Genomic DNA, 16,185 nt, shown 5'->3' with positions numbered 1-16,185 from the left:
CGGACGGGGTCACTATTGCGTGCGTCAGACCACGGCGGTTTCGCCGCTTTCCACGCGCTGACCCGCAACAGCCGCCCTCACGAGTGGCAATAGGTCGCGTCCATAGGCGAGCGCATCTTCCAGCGGATCAAAGCCGCGAATAAGGAACGTTGAGATACCCAGCTCGTGATATTCGAGCAGCGCATCCGCGACCTGCTGCGGCGTGCCGACGAGCGACGTCGAATTGCCTGCCGCCCGCGTCAATGCGGTGATGCCGGTCCAAAGTCGCTTGTCGACGACATGGCCCCTGTCCGCTTCGGCAAGGAGGCGCTGCGAGCCGACGTTCTTTGGGTCTTTAGGCCGGCGCGCGAAATTGGGCGAGGCAGCGACGACGTCTTTCGCACGCGCAAGAATGGATTCGGCACGTGCCCACGCTGCCTCTTCTGTCGCAGCGATGATCGGACGCAGCGAGAGGCTGAAGCGTATCTGCGCGGCGCGCCCATACGGCGCAGCGGCCGCACGGACGCGCTCGATGGTTTCCCTTGCCGCTGCGAGAGATTCGCCCCACAGTGCAAACACGTCGGCATGCTTGCCTGCGACCGCAATCGCCGCGTCCGACGAGCCGCCGAAGTAGACAGGCAGATGCGGCTTCTGAAGCGGATGCACCTGCGATTTGTGGCCGGTGACACGGTAATACGCGCCTTCGTGATCAAACGGCACGTCGCTTGTCCATGCCCGTTTGACGATGTCGAGGTATTCATCGGTGCGCCGATAGCGCTCATCGTGCGCGAGGTAGTCGCCATCGCGCTGCTGCTCTGTGTCGTCGCCGCCGGAGATGATGTGCACGGCGGCGCGGCCTGCACTGAAATGATCGAGCGTCGCGAGCTGGCGGGCGGCAAGCGTCGGGGCGACGAAGCCTGGACGATGGGCGAGCAGGATGCCAAGGCGCCTTGTCTGCTGTGCAACGAACGACGCGATCTGAAAGCCATCCGGCGACGCGCTCGAATGGGCGATCAACACGCGATGGAAGCCGCCGTACTCGTGCGCCTGCGCCACCGCCGCAAGATACGGCGGATTGACCGCAGGCCCTTGTGGCAGATGGATTTCGCTCGATTCCTGATGACTGACGTAGCCGATGAATTCGACGCTCATGGCGTGTTCTCCTGGTCCGATGTAGTGCTGCAGTGGGATGGAACGGGGTTCAGCGCGCGGCGAATGCCGCGCGCCCAAGATTGCCAAGCACGGTGTCGTTCTGCGGCGTGTGGATGCGCGCGCACAGCACGTCGCGATAGTGACGCTCCAGCGCGTTGTTGCGGCTGAGCCCCGGATTGCCGCTCGCTTCGAGCGCGAGTTCGACTGCGTCGATGGCGTTCCTGCTGACGAGATACTTGATCGTGGGCGCCCCGGCGGCGGTGATGTTGCCCGCCGCGCCAGAGTCGAGCAGTACATCGTTGTTGAAGAGCAATGCATCGATGCGTCCGACTGTCTGCTGAAAACTGTCGAGACTGGACAAGGGCGCGTTCAGACCCGATGGCGCGCGCTCTGCGGCCCACTGCACGAACCAGTTGCGTGCCGCACGCGCCACGCCGTCGTAGATCGCGGGAAGCAGCACGTTCATCCAGACGTTCGTGATCGGGTCCATGCCGTTTGCCGGCCCCGGCAGTTGCAGGTCGACGGCGTAACCGGGCGGAACGTGCACATTTTCGAAGATCACTTCATGGCTGCCCGTCGCCCGCATGCCCAGATGATTCCACGGCTCGCCGAAGCGGATACCCGGTGTGTCGCGATGCACGAGCCACGTGCCGACGCGCGGCGTTGCGTCATCCGTGCGACCCCATACGGCAAACCAGGTGAGCCCCGGGCTGCCGGTCGAATAGAGCTTGCGGCCATTCAGCACCCAGTGGTCGCCGTCGAGCCTGCCGACCGTGGCCGGCAAGCCGCCACGCGACGGCGATCCCAGTTCAGGCTCCACGCGCAACGAGTTGATCAATGCGCCACGTTCGACCGCGTCTCTGGCGACTCGCTCCTTCAATGCGGCTGGCCAGTCTGGCTTGGCCTGAAGACGGAGGTGAAACAGATACTGCATCACGAGAATCAGGGCCGTCGACGGCTCACCACGCGCGACGGCGCGTATCACCTTCAGCGCCTGAGCGAGCGTCGCTTCCTGCCCACCCAGCGCGCGAGGTACCGTGAGCGACAGGAGGCCGGCATGCCGTAAGCGCGACAGATTGTGGTGCGGAAAGTGCGGTCCGCGGTCGAGTTCGGCGGCGCCTGCCGCAAACTCTGCGGTTAGCGCTGTGAGCCATTTGTCGGCGCGGCTGCTGTCGAGATCTTGAAGCGCGTCGAGTGCTTCGGCATCGCGTTCGATGTCCAGAAGCGCGGTGTCGGGGTGTCGGCTGGTCATGGATTGATTCCGGTTGCGTGCTTGACGACGCGCTCCTCGAAGCGGCGAGGTCACGGTGCGGCGAGCGGGAACTGTCTGTCGAAACTGCGCGTGACGTCGAGTGGTGTCTTGATGACATCCGTCCGGTGATAGAGATCGGCGGTCTTCTGCTGCTCGGCAATCAGGCTGTCGTCGATGGCAACGGGATGCAGTTGGGCGCGTTGATAGACGGTTTTTAGCACGTCGGGTGGAAGACCCGTGACGCGCGATTGCATCGCCGCTACTTCGTCGGGATGTGAGAGCGCCCATCGTTGACCTGCCGCGACCCGTCGCAGGAAATCGGCGATTTCGGCGTGCCTCGCCTTGATGGAGTCGTCGGTCGCGGCCTGGAAGCTCAACCCCGATGAAACATTGATACCGTTCGCGATGCCGCGGTCATGATCGCGCTGTTCCGCAAGCGCGACGTAGGGGTCCCACGTCGACCACGCATCGACGTTCCCCGATGCCAGTGCGGCCTTCGCATCGGCGGGCTGCATGAAGCGCAGCGAGACGTCGTCGAGCCTGATGTGCGCGCGCTCGAGCGTCGCGATTGCAAGGTAATGGCCGATCGATCCGCGCGTCGTCGCGATCCGCTTGCCTTTCAGGTCCGCCGCATTCCTGATCGGCGAGTTCTCAGGGACGATGATCGCGAGGTCGACGGGCTTTGATCGCGTGGCCGCGACTGCACGGACTTTGGCACCGGCTGCGTAGGCAAAGATCAACGGCGCGTCGCCTAGTCCACCGACATCGATTGCGCCTGCATTCAGTGCTTCCCCGAGCGGTTGCGCAGCCGGAAAGTTGAACCATTCGATCTTGTACGGCACGTCCTTCAATTGACCCGACGCTTCGAGAATGCCGCGAGTCTGGAACTGCTGGTCGCCGACTTTCAAGGTGGTTTCCGCAAGGGTGGCGAGCGGAGCAGTTGTCAGAGTGACGACGAGTAAGTGGGCAAGCAGGCGGCGCATGGGCAATATCGCTATGACGATGGAAAGATCACGATACGCACGCCCATGTTATAAGGCAAACGCCTTGTTCTTCTTAGCTAATTTGCGAGACGGAAATGCTTGACGCGGGCATCGTTGATGCTGGTTTAGCGCTTCTCTTATGCCATCCTTGAGAAATGAATGCACGCACACGCGCTACGCTCGAGTCCATGGTTCAACCGTCCCCGATTCACTTCGTCGCGGTGGCATCGAGCAAAGCTACAAGGCGGCGCTTCTGGCGCGCGCCGCGTAGTTGGAACCGGATACCGTCAGCAAACCACGCGAACGGCTCACGTTCAGACGACGAAGAAGCCATGCGTTCCGTCGCGTTCGAGTTGTGCGACGAGCCCGTATTCCCATTCGAGATACGCGTTCATTGCTTCGCGCGCGTTGTCGGTGCCTTCATAGGGCCGCCGATAGCGATCGATGCGCGGCGAGGCCAGTTGCGCGTTGCCTGTTTCGATGGGCAAGCCAGCGCGGATCCATGCGGACGTCCCGCCTTCGAGCACATGCACCGGTTTGCCTGTCAGCGCCGCCACTTCAGGCGCGGCGAACGGGGCGAGGGCGCTCGTTGCGCACGTGACGACGTAGCGTTTTGCGTCAGGCAGGGCGCGCAGATCGTCGAACGTGCTTGTCAAGCGTGAGCGCAACAACCAGCGTGCGCCCGGAATATAGCCTCTTACGTGGTTCGCGCTCGACGTGAAGTCGAGCACCAAGGTCTGGGTGGTGGGATCGGCCAGCAGCGTCGCGAGTTCGTCGGGCGAAACTGCGGGCGTCGAAATGACAGGCGCCGGCCTGGGTCTCTTCCATGCACCGGTTTCGGTCAGGTCAGACGGCGACGCACCGTCGACGACATAGACGTCGATGTTCATCTGCGCGAGCCATGATGCGGTCATGTTTGCGCGCACGCCGTCGTCATCGAACAGCACGACGCGCGAGCCTCGCACCGGTGCGAACATGTCCGTTTCCTGCACGAGTTGACCACCCGGCGCGCCCTGAAAGCCAGGTGCATGTGCGCGTTCGTATTCGGCCGGCGTGCGCACGTCGAAGCGATACGTCGTGCGCGAGCGGTCTTCGGCCCAGCGTGCCGTCTCGGTGAGTGTCGTCCGGTGGACGCCCGCCCGCTCAGCGAGCGCCAGCGCTGCTTGCCGCGATTGCCTGATGTCGTGTTCATTGCGGCCTGCCTGTGGATCGAACTGTCTGCTGCTGCCGTGTTCCAGCGTCTGTCCTGCCAGCGTCCACCCGATTGTGCCGTTGCGAAGTGCGGCGACAGGGTTCGGCAAGCCGGCATTCACCAGCGACTGTGTGCCGATGATGCTGCGCGTTCGTCCCGCGCAATTGACGATCACGCGCGTTGCCGGATCGGGGGCAAGCGAGCGCGCACGCAACACAAGTTCAGCACCGGGTACGCTGACGCTGCCGGGGATGTTCATCGTCTGGTACTCGTCGAAACGGCGTGCGTCGAGCACCACGACGTCCTCGCGGTTCTGCAGCAATGCATCGACGGCCTCCGCCGACAGCGACGGGGTATGCCGCTGTGCTTCGACGAACTCGCCGAACGCCTTGCCTGGCACATTTACGTCGCGAAACACTTCGCCACCTGCGCGAATCCAGCCATCGAGGCCGCCGGCAAGCAGCGCGACATTCGTGTAACCGAGCTGCGCCAGCCGCTTGGCAGCGCGTTCGGCGAATCCTTCGCCGGCATCGAGCAGCACGATCGGAACGTCGCGACGCGGCAGACGCGTCCAGGCTTCCAGTTCGATTTTCGACAGAGAAAAGTTGGCCGCAAAGAGCGGATGACATTGCGCATGCGGATCTTCCTCGCGCACATCGAGGAGCGCGATCTCGCGTTTTACCAGCAGTGCCTCGCGCACGTCTTCGTAGGTGCGCACGGGAAGTGACTTCATGAATGGTGAGCTTCCTTGCTGAGATCCCAGATATTTGGCAGGGCTTCGTTCGAATAGCCCGAGACGAACGATCGGGGTGGACCATCCAGGGGATACGTCGAACGATGAACCGCACCGATGTTCGCGCCATAGACGTGAATGCTGACTGAGACGCGATCGTCGTAGGCGTTCCGCACACGGTGGGTGTCGCCGATGGTCGGCGAGACGGCTTCGACCGCGCCGCGTTCCAGCCGTATTTCATCGCCGGTTTGTTGCAGGGTACCGTTGTCGTCGCGTTCGTATGACGTAGCCAGCTCTGCGCCACGCAGCACGCCGATCAATCCCCACACCCTGTGGTCGTGAATCGGCGTGCTCTGTCCCGGCCCCCAGATGAAGCTGACCACCGAGAAGCGCTGGCGCGCATCGGCGTAAAGCAGGAACTGCTGATAGCGATCGGGCGACGCCTGCGAGTAGGCGTCGGGCAGCCAGTCGTCAACCTGAATGAGTTCGCGCAGTGCATGCGATCCCCGCAGGATCAGGTCGGCTTCGCGGGTGTTTGTTTCGACCAGTTCTGCGATCTGGCCCACAAACTGGCGCAGTTTTCGAATAGCCATCAGTCGACCAACTCCGGCTCGGCTTCGAGCAGGCCTTCATACAGGCTCTCGAAAGCATGTTGCGCACCCCCCGGCCGTCCGACCTGGGCATGCGTGAGGGCGGCGACCTCGTGCGGAATCGGTTGTGGCGTGCCGGCTGCTTCGGCCAGCAGCTGCGTGTGGCAGGCGTTCTCCAGCGCGATGTACCACCACGCCGCGGCCTCGACCGTCGGCGCCGCGGTGAGGATGCCGTGGTTTTTCAGAACGACCGCCTTGTAGTGGCCAAGCGCTGCCGCGATGCGCGCCCCTTCGGTCGTATCCAGCACGACACCCTGAAAGTCGTCGAAAAGCGCGTGGTCCTCGTAGAACGAGCACGAATCCTGCGTGAGCGGGTCGAGCTTGCGGCCGAGTGTCGACCACGCCTTGCCATGGAGCGAATGCGTGTGCGCGGCTGCGACGATGTCTGGCCTCGCTTCATGAATCGCAGCATGGATGGCGAAGGCGGCCTGATTCACCGGACCCTCGCCGATCACGATTTCGCCCTGGCTGTTGACGAGCAGCAGGTCGGATACGCGTATCCGTGCAAAGTGCCGGCCGAGGGGATTGACCCAGAAATGATCGGTCCATTCGGGGTCGCGCGCGGTAATGTGGCCAGCGAGGCCCTGTGCAAAGCCATAGCGGGCAAAGAGGCGAAACGCGCCGGCCAGCCGTTCCTGACGATGACGGCGTTCTTCTGCCAGCGTTCTGACCGGGAAGGCGTCATCGAACCAGAACTTGCGCGCGGGCGCCTCGCGAAAGGCGAGAGCGGGTGCATCGGTGAGAGCGGTGCTCATGGTCGTCGGTCCCCGGTTCAGGCGGCGTGGCGAGCGCGGGTCGTCAGTTCACGCGTCGCTGGAATCAATTCGCGGCCATAGTCGATCGCGTCTTCCAGCGGATCGACGCCACGGATCAGGAACGTGGTGACGCCCAGTTCGTGATACTCGGCAAGCGTCTGTGCCACTTGGGCCGGTGTGCCGACGAGTGCAGTCGAGTTCGAGCGGCCGCCGATTTCCTTCGCGACAGCTGTCCACAGACGCTCGTCCGCACGCACGCCGTCGCCTGCGGCGGCAAGCAGGCGGCGGGCGCCTTCACTTTCCTGCGGGCCGCCGCGGGAGAAGCCCTGCTCGACACGCAGACGGCGCGTTTCGGCGAGGATGTGTTCGGCGCGCTCCCACGCAGCTTTTTCGGTCGACGCGAGAATCGGTCGGAACGACACCGAGAAGCGCACCTTGCGGCCGTGTTTCGCCGCTTCGGCGCGCACGCGCGTGATCTGCTCCAGGACCTGCTGTTTGGACTCGCCCCACAGCGCGTACACGTCGGCGTGCTTGCCCGCGACTTCGAGCGCGGGCGCCGACGCTCCGCCGAAGTAAATCGGCACGTGCGGCAGCTGCTTTGGCTTGACGTCGGAGTACGCCTGTTCGAAGCGGTAGAAGCGGCCGTCGTGATCGAAGGGTTTGTCCTCAGTCCACACGCGCCGAAGAATCTGCAGATACTCATCGGTGCGTGCGTAGCGCTCGTCGTGGCTCAGGTAGTCGCCATCGCGACGCTGGTCCGCATCGCTGCCGCCGGAAATGAAGTGGACGGCGAGGCGGCCACCCGACAATTGATCGAGCGTCGCAATCTGGCGCGCAGCAAGTGTGGGCGCGACAAAACCGGGGCGGTGCGCCAGCATGAAGTGAATGTGCGAGGTGACGGTTGCGGCATAGGCGATCGTCAGCGTCGCATCCGGGCTGGTGGAACTATGAGGAACGAGAATCCGGTTGAAACCCGCGTTTTCATGCGCCTGCGCAAATGACCTCAAATAGTCGATGTCGATGACAGGGCCTTTGGGCAGATGTGTTTCCGATACCTTGTGCTGCTGGATCATGCCGATGAATTCGACGCTCACTTTGGCTCCTTGCCGGGTCTGAGATCCCGGCGCGCATGTTGCGGTTTGAGAAGTAGTGCGCGTCTGGGATGAGCGCGCCTGCCGATCGAAAACAGGCTATCACCGGGGTATGCAGGATTGAAATAGTAAATTCAGATAAAGATATGGGATGTGCATGTTATGGCGAAGGCGGCTGTGCTCACTGGAGGCCCGCGTGAATAGACGTACCCGCAACTATCCCTGACCTCTTTGCTAAAGAATATTCACTGGCGCCGAAAACCGCTGGTATGGAAAAACCGAAAATTACGGTCGCCGATGTGATTAACTCCGTTGGTGAAACCCTGCGGACTATTTGCAATGCACGAGGCATTGAACTCAAGGATGTCGACGACGAGCTTATCGACAGGCTTTTGGCGAACGCGTTCGAGGAATACCTCGCCGACGAAACGAACACAGGCGACTCGTTGAACGTCCCGCACAAGTAGACCCGCAACGCGCACCGCGTGCCTGAGCGGCTGATTCTTCCGACGGCTCCGGTGCGCACGCCTCACGTCGCGTCCAGATAGCGTTGCACGCGCGTCGCCTTTCTTCGCATGACTCGTCGTTCCGTTTTTCCGCATTGCGCGGCCGTCTTTAAGACGGCTCGCGTCCCGCAGGTGCGAGTTATCTGTTCAACCTGACGTGTGGGCACGTTCCGTCCACGGCATTCGTGGCGGGCCATGAATAAAGAACGCGACCTGCACGATGGTCCATCACTCAATGCTCACCGGCGAGTCATCTACGACTCTGCATTTGCTGATGGGTCTTTCGTGCGATGAAATTAAAATCTCAAAAAAGGATTGACGGCCCCGGAGCCGCATCGCATAATTCGCCTCCCTTCTGATGAGGGGCGCGAAAAAAAGCAGCTGCAAGCAGCGGCTTGCTTAAGCGGATCGATCTTTAAAAACTAACAGCCGATAAGTGTGGGCGCTTGATGGCGACGCGCTGGCGGGTCCTTTCTGGGCCTGTCAGGACAGGCGAAGGTATCAAGTCTCACACAGTAATGAAAGGAAGGTTTGGCCGTCGCGAGACGGCTGGATCATTCGTCAGTACGTTGAGTGAGCGACCGGTTGGTAAAACAACCGAAAAACAGTAACAGGTTTGAACTGAAGAGTTTGATCCTGGCTCAGATTGAACGCTGGCGGCATGCCTTACACATGCAAGTCGAACGGCAGCACGGGGGCAACCCTGGTGGCGAGTGGCGAACGGGTGAGTAATACATCGGAACGTGTCCTGGAGTGGGGGATAGCCCGGCGAAAGCCGGATTAATACCGCATACGCTCTGAGGAGGAAAGCGGGGGATCGCAAGACCTCGCGCTCAAGGGGCGGCCGATGGCAGATTAGCTGGTTGGTGGGGTAAAGGCCTACCAAGGCGACGATCTGTAGCTGGTCTGAGAGGACGACCAGCCACACTGGGACTGAGACACGGCCCAGACTCCTACGGGAGGCAGCAGTGGGGAATTTTGGACAATGGGGGCAACCCTGATCCAGCAATGCCGCGTGTGTGAAGAAGGCCTTCGGGTTGTAAAGCACTTTTGTCCGGAAAGAAAACCTCAGCCCTAATACGGCGGGGGGATGACGGTACCGGAAGAATAAGCACCGGCTAACTACGTGCCAGCAGCCGCGGTAATACGTAGGGTGCGAGCGTTAATCGGAATTACTGGGCGTAAAGCGTGCGCAGGCGGTTCGTTAAGACAGATGTGAAATCCCCGGGCTTAACCTGGGAACTGCATTTGTGACTGGCGGGCTAGAGTATGGCAGAGGGGGGTAGAATTCCACGTGTAGCAGTGAAATGCGTAGAGATGTGGAGGAATACCGATGGCGAAGGCAGCCCCCTGGGCCAATACTGACGCTCATGCACGAAAGCGTGGGGAGCAAACAGGATTAGATACCCTGGTAGTCCACGCCCTAAACGATGTCAACTAGTTGTCGGGTCTTCATTGACTTGGTAACGTAGCTAACGCGTGAAGTTGACCGCCTGGGGAGTACGGTCGCAAGATTAAAACTCAAAGGAATTGACGGGGACCCGCACAAGCGGTGGATGATGTGGATTAATTCGATGCAACGCGAAAAACCTTACCTACCCTTGACATGGACGGAGCCTGGCTGAAAGGCCGGGGTGCTCGAAAGAGAACCGTCGCACAGGTGCTGCATGGCTGTCGTCAGCTCGTGTCGTGAGATGTTGGGTTAAGTCCCGCAACGAGCGCAACCCTTGTCCCTAGTTGCTACGCAAGAGCACTCTAGGGAGACTGCCGGTGACAAACCGGAGGAAGGTGGGGATGACGTCAAGTCCTCATGGCCCTTATGGGTAGGGCTTCACACGTCATACAATGGTCGGAACAGAGGGCTGCCAACCCGTGAGGGGGAGCCAATCCCAGAAAACCGATCGTAGTCCGGATCGCAGTCTGCAACTCGACTGCGTGAAGCTGGAATCGCTAGTAATCGCGGATCAGCATGCCGCGGTGAATACGTTCCCGGGTCTTGTACACACCGCCCGTCACACCATGGGAGTGGGTTTTACCAGAAGTGGCTAGTCTAACCGCAAGGAGGACGGTCACCACGGTAGGATTCATGACTGGGGTGAAGTCGTAACAAGGTAGCCGTATCGGAAGGTGCGGCTGGATCACCTCCTTTCTCGAGCCAACACGTGTTCAACGTTGAGCGCTCACGCTTATCGGCTGTGAAAAAGACAGACTCAGGGGTCTGTAGCTCAGTCGGTTAGAGCACCGTCTTGATAAGGCGGGGGTCGATGGTTCGAATCCATCCAGACCCACCATTGTCTGCGGTGGCTGATCGGTGCACCCCTGGGGTAGCGGATGCGCACAGCGGTGTGCGTGCATGACTGGGGGATTAGCTCAGCTGGGAGAGCACCTGCTTTGCAAGCAGGGGGTCGTCGGTTCGATCCCGTCATCCTCCACCAATCCTCAATGCGCAGTGTTCTGCCGGCGGTATGCGGTGCAGAGCGTTTTGCATTGGCGATTGAGCCAGTCAGAGTGATAGGTGATCGGTGATCATGCTATCGGCTGTCGTTCTTTAACAATCAGGAAGAAGTAGTAAAGAGATTCACGAAAGGGTGCCTCGAGATGGGTGTCCGAGTAGGTGAATCAGGGTTGTGATTGTATCGATGTATTTTAAAGGTGATCGAAAGATTGCTTTGGAATACGGCGCAACACGAATACTCAACCTGTAATGTGTGTGAGGACACGGTCCCCGTCGGGGCCCGGGAAGACACACTCGTTATAGGGTCAAGCGAACAAGTGCATGTGGTGGATGCCTTGGCGATCACAGGCGATGAAGGACGCGGTAGCCTGCGAAAAGCTTCGGGGAGCTGGCAAACGAGCTTTGATCCGAAGATGTCCGAATGGGGAAACCCACCTCTTTTGAGGTATCCATGGCTGAATACATAGGCCATGTGAAGCGAACGCGGTGAACTGAAACATCTAAGTAACCGCAGGAAAAGAAATCAACCGAGATTCCCAGAGTAGTGGCGAGCGAAATGGGAGCAGCCTGTACTCTTTATCTTTGTTGTTAGCCGAACGCTCTGGAAAGTGCGGCCATAGCAGGTGATAGCCCTGTAGGCGAAAACAGCGAGGAAGAACTGGGTGTACGAGAAGTAGGGCGGGACACGTGAAATCCTGTCTGAAGATGGGGGGACCATCCTCCAAGGCTAAATACTCGTGATCGACCGATAGTGAACCAGTACCGTGAGGGAAAGGCGAAAAGAACCCCGGGAGGGGAGTGAAACAGATCCTGAAACCGCATGCATACAAACAGTCGGAGCCCCGCTTTAAGCGCTTTGGGCGCGCTCACGAAGTGAGTGCGTCAAAAGACATCGAGTCTGAAACAGGACAGCTGCGCGCTTAGGGCGGATTTAAGCGCGAGAGCGCTTAAAGCGGGGTGACGGCGTACCTTTTGTATAATGGGTCAGCGACTTACATTCAGTGGCAAGCTTAACCGATTAGGGCAGGCGTAGCGAAAGCGAGTCCGAACAGGGCGTTCAGTCGCTGGGTGTAGACCCGAAACCAGGTGATCTATCCATGGCCAGGATGAAGGTGCGGTAACACGTACTGGAGGTCCGAACCCACTAACGTTGAAAAGTTAGGGGATGAGCTGTGGATAGGGGTGAAAGGCTAAACAAACCTGGAAATAGCTGGTTCTCTCCGAAAACTATTTAGGTAGTGCCTCGTGTATCACCTTCGGGGGTAGAGCACTGTCATGGTTGAAGGGTCCATTGCGGATTACTTCGCCATAGCAAACTCCGAATACCGAAGAGTGCAATCACGGGAGACAGACATCGGGTGCTAACGTCCGGTGTCAAGAGGGAAACAACCCAGACCGCCAGCTAAGGTCCCCAAATATTGCTAAGTGGGAAACGAAGTGGGAAGGCTAAAACAGTCAGGAGGTTGGCTTAGAAGCAGCCACCCTTTAAAGAAAGCGTAATAGCTCACTGATCGAGTCGTCCTGCGCGGAAGATGTAACGGGGCTAAGCAATATACCGAAGCTGCGGATGCACAGCAATGTGCATGGTAGGAGAGCGTTCCGTAAGCCTGCGAAGGTGCACTGGAAAGTGTGCTGGAGGTATCGGAAGTGCGAATGCTGACATGAGTAGCGATAAAGGGGGTGAAAGGCCCCCTCGCCGTAAGCCCAAGGTTTCCTACGCAACGTTCATCGGCGTAGGGTGAGTCGGCCCCTAAGGCGAGGCAGAAATGCGTAGCTGATGGGAAGCAGATTAATATTTCTGCACCATTGTGAAATGCGATGGGGGGACGGATCGCGGAAGGTTGTCCGGGTGTTGGAAGTCCCGGTTCCTGTGTTGGAGAAGGCGCTTTGGCAAATCCGGGCGCGTAATTCAAGGGCATGGGACGAGCCGCTTAGGCGGCGAAGCAACTGGAAGGGGTTCCAGGAAAAGCCTCTAAGCTTCAGTTTCACGATGACCGTACCGCAAACCGACACAGGTGGGCGAGATGAGTATTCTAAGGCGCTTGAGAGAACTCGGGAGAAGGAACTCGGCAAATTGGTACCGTAACTTCGGGATAAGGTACGCCCCGGTAGCTTGACTGGCCTGCGCCAGAAGGGTGAAGGGGTTGCAATAAACTGGTGGCTGCGACTGTTTAATAAAAACACAGCACTCTGCAAACACGAAAGTGGACGTATAGGGTGTGACGCCTGCCCGGTGCCGGAAGATTAAATGATGGGGTGCAAGCTCTTGATTGAAGTCCCGGTAAACGGCGGCCGTAACTATAACGGTCCTAAGGTAGCGAAATTCCTTGTCGGGTAAGTTCCGACCTGCACGAATGGCGTAACGATGGCCACACTGTCTCCTCCCGAGACTCAGCGAAGTTGAAGTGTTTGTGATGATGCAATCTCCCCGCGGCTAGACGGAAAGACCCCATGAACCTTTACTGCAGCTTTGCATTGGACTTTGAACCGGTCTGTGTAGGATAGGTGGGAGGCTATGAAGCGTGAACGCCAGTTTGCGTGGAGCCGTCCTTGAAATACCACCCTGGCTTGTTTGAGGTTCTAACCTTGGCCCGTGATCCGGGTCGGGGACAGTGCATGGTAGGCAGTTTGACTGGGGCGGTCTCCTCCCAAAGTGTAACGGAGGAGTACGAAGGTACGCTAGGTACGGTCGGAAATCGTGCTGATAGTGCAATGGCATAAGCGTGCTTAACTGCGAGACCGACAAGTCGAGCAGGTGCGAAAGCAGGTCATAGTGATCCGGTGGTTCTGTATGGAAGGGCCATCGCTCAACGGATAAAAGGTACTCTGGGGATAACAGGCTGATACCGCCCAAGAGTTCATATCGACGGCGGTGTTTGGCACCTCGATGTCGGCTCATCTCATCCTGGGGCTGTAGCCGGTCCCAAGGGTATGGCTGTTCGCCATTTAAAGAGGTACGTGAGCTGGGTTTAAAACGTCGTGAGACAGTTTGGTCCCTATCTGCCGTGGGCGCTGGATATTTGAAGGGGGCTGCTCCTAGTACGAGAGGACCGGAGTGGACGAACCTCTGGTGTACCGGTTGTCACGCCAGTGGCATCGCCGGGTAGCTATGTTCGGAAGAGATAACCGCTGAAAGCATCTAAGCGGGAAACTCGCCTTAAGATGAGATATCCCCGGGGCTTCGAGCCCCTTGAAGGGTCGTTCAAGACCAGGACGTTGATAGGTCAGGTGTGGAAGCGCAGTAATGCGTTAAGCTAACTGATACTAATTGCCCGTAAGGCTTGATCCTATAACCAGTGTGTTTTGTGTCGATCAATGTTAGCGCTTCAGCGCTTACAGTGATCCCACCCCCGAAGGGGGTAACGCGCTCAGGTTGAGACCGGTGTTGTGCCCGACACATCACAGCCCGCATCCCGCTGATGAGCCATCATCGGCAACTACTTCTTCCCGATTGGTTGTGCTGCCCCGGGCCCAGAACCCCCGCAGCGCGACAACAAGTCATGCCTGATGACCATAGCGTGTCGGTACCACCCCTTCCCATCCCGAACAGGACCGTGAAACGACTCCACGCCGATGATAGTGCGGATTGCCCGTGTGAAAGTAGGTAATCGTCAGGCTCCCCTGCAGCACCAGAAACCCCACCCCGAAAAGGTGGGGTTTCTGCGTTTACACACCCTGCCCGCAGCAGCAGTGCATACGGCACCATGCAGCGTGCAGCACTGCGCAGGCCTCCTCCACGCACCGACGCTCCGTCGCAGGAAGGGGGTTTCCCTCCCTCGCGCAGTCCTCACTTTCCGCGCGGATGTGCCCCACGCGGTCCAGTGAAGATCGCGTTACCTCCTCACCGAGCGCTCGATCGAATCAGTCACCGACGCAGCCGTTGCAGCTGATAACGTCCACCCAAGATGCCCGTGTCCGGTGTTGTAGAACACGCCGCGTCGACGACCCTGGCCCACTTTGGGCAACATGCCTGGCAACATTGGGCGCAAGCCTGCCCACGGAATCACGCGCGATGTCGCCGCTTCGGGAAAGTAGCGGCGGGTCCACTGGACGAGCGGCGCGATGCGATCCGCACGGATATCGCGGTTGAAGCCGTTGATTTCCGCCGTGCCTGCCACGCGAAAACGATCGGTACCGAGACGGCTCGTGACGATCTTTGCGCTGTCATCGAGCAGGCTGACCCATGGCGCCGCCTGACGGCTCTTGTCGTCGTCGAGGCACACGGTAATCGAATAGCCCTTCACCGGGTAGACGTTGACGTGATCCCCAAGCATCGCCGCAAACTCGCGGCTCTTCACACCTGCGCATACAACGATCTGATCGAACGTGCCGCTGAGCGATTCGTGGTCGCGGCGCACATCGATAAGGAATCTGCCGTTGGTGCCTGGGCTGATCGACACGATTTCGGTGTCATAGTTGAATTCGACGCCATGCCGCACACACGCCTGCGCCAACCCGCGAGTGAATTTATGGATGTCGCCGGTCGAGTCGGACGGTGTGAAAAAACCGCCATGAAACTCGTCCTGCAATGCAGGTTCCAGCGTGCGGATTTCTTCGTTCGTCACAGGGTGGCGATCCAGGCCGCCTTCGCGCAGCAGCGCATTCACCCTGTTTGCGGCTTCAAAATCCTTGCGGTTCTTGTAGATGTGCAGAATGCCGCGACGTTCCAGATCGAAGTCGATTCCCTCGCGCGCTGCGATCGAAAACAGATGCTCGCGCGCGGCAATCGCAAGGCGCACCGTTTCGACGGTGTTGGCGCGATAGTTCGGAATCTGTCGAAGGAACTCACCCATCCACGAGTATTTGTGCCACGTGGGCAAAGGATTGAGCAGCAACGGGGCGTCGCGCCTGAGCATCCAGCGCAGGCCTTTAAGCACGGTCGTGGCACTGTTCCAGACTTCGGCGTTACTGGCCGATAGCTGGCCGCCGTTGGCGAACGACGTTTCCATGGCCGCGTAGCGATGACGTTCGAATACGGTGACTTCGAAGCCGCGTTGCGCGAGGGCGTAAGCGGTCGTGACGCCGGTAATCCCGGCGCCGATGAGGGCGATTCGTGACATGACAGGGTCCAGATTGAATTGAGCATCGCCGGTGTTGCTTCGGTTCCAGCGTCGATGCCCCATCTGTCCCTGTACCTGAGAGTTTCTTTCCTGCCATGCACGCAGGAAATCCCCTTCGGTGGGCGCGTTTATAGCGCCGCTCTCCAGATGTTCTGGCTACGCGGTCCTTTTGCCTGAGAGTTTCCGGGGCGGTTGCTCCGTCGGCGCCGTCAGATGAATCTTCTGACGATCTCTCCCGCGCTACCTTGCAGAACGTGACGACAATAGCCTTCGAAAAATCCCTGTGCAAGCTTTTTATGTTTCGTTTCGGTGCAGGGAGGAGCAGGGCGGGGGCTTAGCCGCTGCGTTCTCGTGCGCCGTGGCCGCTTCTGATGAAT

At 59.5% G+C, this 16,185-nt stretch carries 9 protein-coding genes, 2 tRNA genes, 3 rRNA genes and 1 riboswitch; of the genes, 6 read left to right on the top strand and 8 right to left on the bottom strand.

Annotation, left to right across the window (positions count from 1 at the left end):
* Nucleotides 1-24: 24 nt before the first annotated feature.
* From B0G77_RS24380 to B0G77_RS24350, 7 genes are all read right to left on the bottom strand, one after another.
* On the bottom strand, nt 25-1,131 hold the full coding sequence (locus tag B0G77_RS24380; protein WP_133664626.1) for an LLM class flavin-dependent oxidoreductase: 1,107 nt from the start codon (nt 1,129-1,131) through the stop codon (nt 25-27).
* Between the two features lie 49 nt (nt 1,132-1,180).
* Nucleotides 1,181-2,383: an acyl-CoA dehydrogenase family protein gene (locus B0G77_RS24375; RefSeq protein ID WP_133664625.1), complete on the bottom strand. Its 1,203-nt coding sequence runs from the start codon at nt 2,381-2,383 to the stop codon at nt 1,181-1,183.
* Between the two features lie 50 nt (nt 2,384-2,433).
* A complete protein-coding gene (locus tag B0G77_RS24370; protein ID WP_133664624.1) occupies nt 2,434-3,366 on the bottom strand; it encodes an ABC transporter substrate-binding protein in 933 nt (310 codons plus the stop codon).
* A 314-nt stretch (nt 3,367-3,680) separates the two neighbouring features.
* The gene (locus B0G77_RS24365; RefSeq protein WP_133664623.1) at nt 3,681-5,291 is read right to left on the bottom strand and encodes a rhodanese-related sulfurtransferase; all 1,611 of its coding nucleotides are present in this window, start codon (nt 5,289-5,291) and stop codon (nt 3,681-3,683) included.
* The gene (locus B0G77_RS24360) at nt 5,288-5,884 is read right to left on the bottom strand and encodes a cysteine dioxygenase (RefSeq protein WP_133664622.1); all 597 of its coding nucleotides are present in this window, start codon (nt 5,882-5,884) and stop codon (nt 5,288-5,290) included. The genes B0G77_RS24365 and B0G77_RS24360 overlap by 4 nt, the downstream gene beginning before the upstream one ends.
* Nucleotides 5,884-6,696, bottom strand: coding sequence for a class II aldolase/adducin family protein (locus tag B0G77_RS24355; protein ID WP_133664621.1), 813 nt, complete (start codon nt 6,694-6,696; stop codon nt 5,884-5,886). Before B0G77_RS24355 ends, B0G77_RS24360 begins: the two co-directional genes overlap by 1 nt.
* A 17-nt stretch (nt 6,697-6,713) precedes the next feature.
* Nucleotides 6,714-7,790 carry an LLM class flavin-dependent oxidoreductase gene (locus B0G77_RS24350; RefSeq protein WP_133664620.1) on the bottom strand — a complete coding sequence of 359 codons (1,077 nt, stop codon included), beginning with the start codon at nt 7,788-7,790 and terminating at the stop codon, nt 6,714-6,716.
* Nucleotides 7,791-8,056: 266 nt separating this feature from the next.
* On the opposite strand from B0G77_RS24350, the gene B0G77_RS24345 reads away from it, so the two are divergent.
* The 6 genes from B0G77_RS24345 to rrf all read left to right on the top strand — a co-directional run bounded on the left by B0G77_RS24345 (nt 8,057) and on the right by rrf (nt 14,365).
* Complete coding sequence (locus tag B0G77_RS24345) at nt 8,057-8,254, top strand: hypothetical protein (RefSeq protein WP_133664619.1); 198 nt, start codon at nt 8,057-8,059, stop codon at nt 8,252-8,254.
* Nucleotides 8,255-8,911: 657 nt separating this feature from the next.
* Nucleotides 8,912-10,442 (top strand): 16S ribosomal RNA (locus B0G77_RS24340).
* Between the two features lie 65 nt (nt 10,443-10,507).
* Nucleotides 10,508-10,584, top strand: a tRNA-Ile gene (locus B0G77_RS24335).
* Between the two features lie 68 nt (nt 10,585-10,652).
* Nucleotides 10,653-10,728, top strand: a tRNA-Ala gene (locus B0G77_RS24330).
* Nucleotides 10,729-11,051: 323 nt separating this feature from the next.
* Nucleotides 11,052-14,037, top strand: a 23S ribosomal RNA gene (locus tag B0G77_RS24325).
* A gap of 214 nt (nt 14,038-14,251) precedes the next feature.
* A 5S ribosomal RNA gene (gene rrf / locus B0G77_RS24320) occupies nt 14,252-14,365 on the top strand.
* The 16S, 23S and 5S rRNA genes sit together here with 2 tRNA genes alongside, the layout of an rRNA operon.
* Before the next feature lie 216 nt (nt 14,366-14,581).
* Here the strand turns inward: rrf and B0G77_RS24315 are convergent.
* Nucleotides 14,582-15,808, bottom strand: a complete 1,227-nt coding sequence (locus tag B0G77_RS24315) for a D-amino acid dehydrogenase (RefSeq protein ID WP_133664618.1) — start codon at nt 15,806-15,808, stop codon at nt 14,582-14,584.
* Nucleotides 15,809-15,959: 151 nt separating this feature from the next.
* Nucleotides 15,960-16,056, bottom strand: a riboswitch (glycine riboswitch).
* Between the last annotated feature and the right edge of the window lie 129 nt (nt 16,057-16,185).

It is taken from the genome of Paraburkholderia sp. BL10I2N1, from assembly GCF_004361815.1.
Lineage (GTDB): Bacteria > Pseudomonadota > Gammaproteobacteria > Burkholderiales > Burkholderiaceae > Paraburkholderia.
Note: the sequence above shows the minus strand (reverse complement) of the source record. Positions and strands in the feature narration are given on the sequence as shown.

Bases quoted from the DNA above. Each gene is read 5' to 3' on its own strand.
- B0G77_RS24380 (WP_133664626.1), bottom strand. From the start codon at position 1,131: ATGAGCGTCGAATTCATCGGCTACGTCAGTCATCAGGAATCGAGCGAA.
- B0G77_RS24375 (WP_133664625.1), bottom strand. From the start codon at position 2,383: ATGACCAGCCGACACCCCGACACCGCGCTTCTGGACATCGAACGCGAT.
- B0G77_RS24370 (WP_133664624.1), bottom strand. From the start codon at position 3,366: ATGCGCCGCCTGCTTGCCCACTTACTCGTCGTCACTCTGACAACTGCT.
- B0G77_RS24365 (WP_133664623.1), bottom strand. From the start codon at position 5,291: ATGAAGTCACTTCCCGTGCGCACCTACGAAGACGTGCGCGAGGCACTG.
- B0G77_RS24360 (WP_133664622.1), bottom strand. From the start codon at position 5,884: ATGGCTATTCGAAAACTGCGCCAGTTTGTGGGCCAGATCGCAGAACTG.
- B0G77_RS24355 (WP_133664621.1), bottom strand. From the start codon at position 6,696: ATGAGCACCGCTCTCACCGATGCACCCGCTCTCGCCTTTCGCGAGGCG.
- B0G77_RS24345 (WP_133664619.1), top strand. From the start codon at position 8,057: ATGGAAAAACCGAAAATTACGGTCGCCGATGTGATTAACTCCGTTGGT.
- B0G77_RS24315 (WP_133664618.1), bottom strand. From the start codon at position 15,808: ATGTCACGAATCGCCCTCATCGGCGCCGGGATTACCGGCGTCACGACC.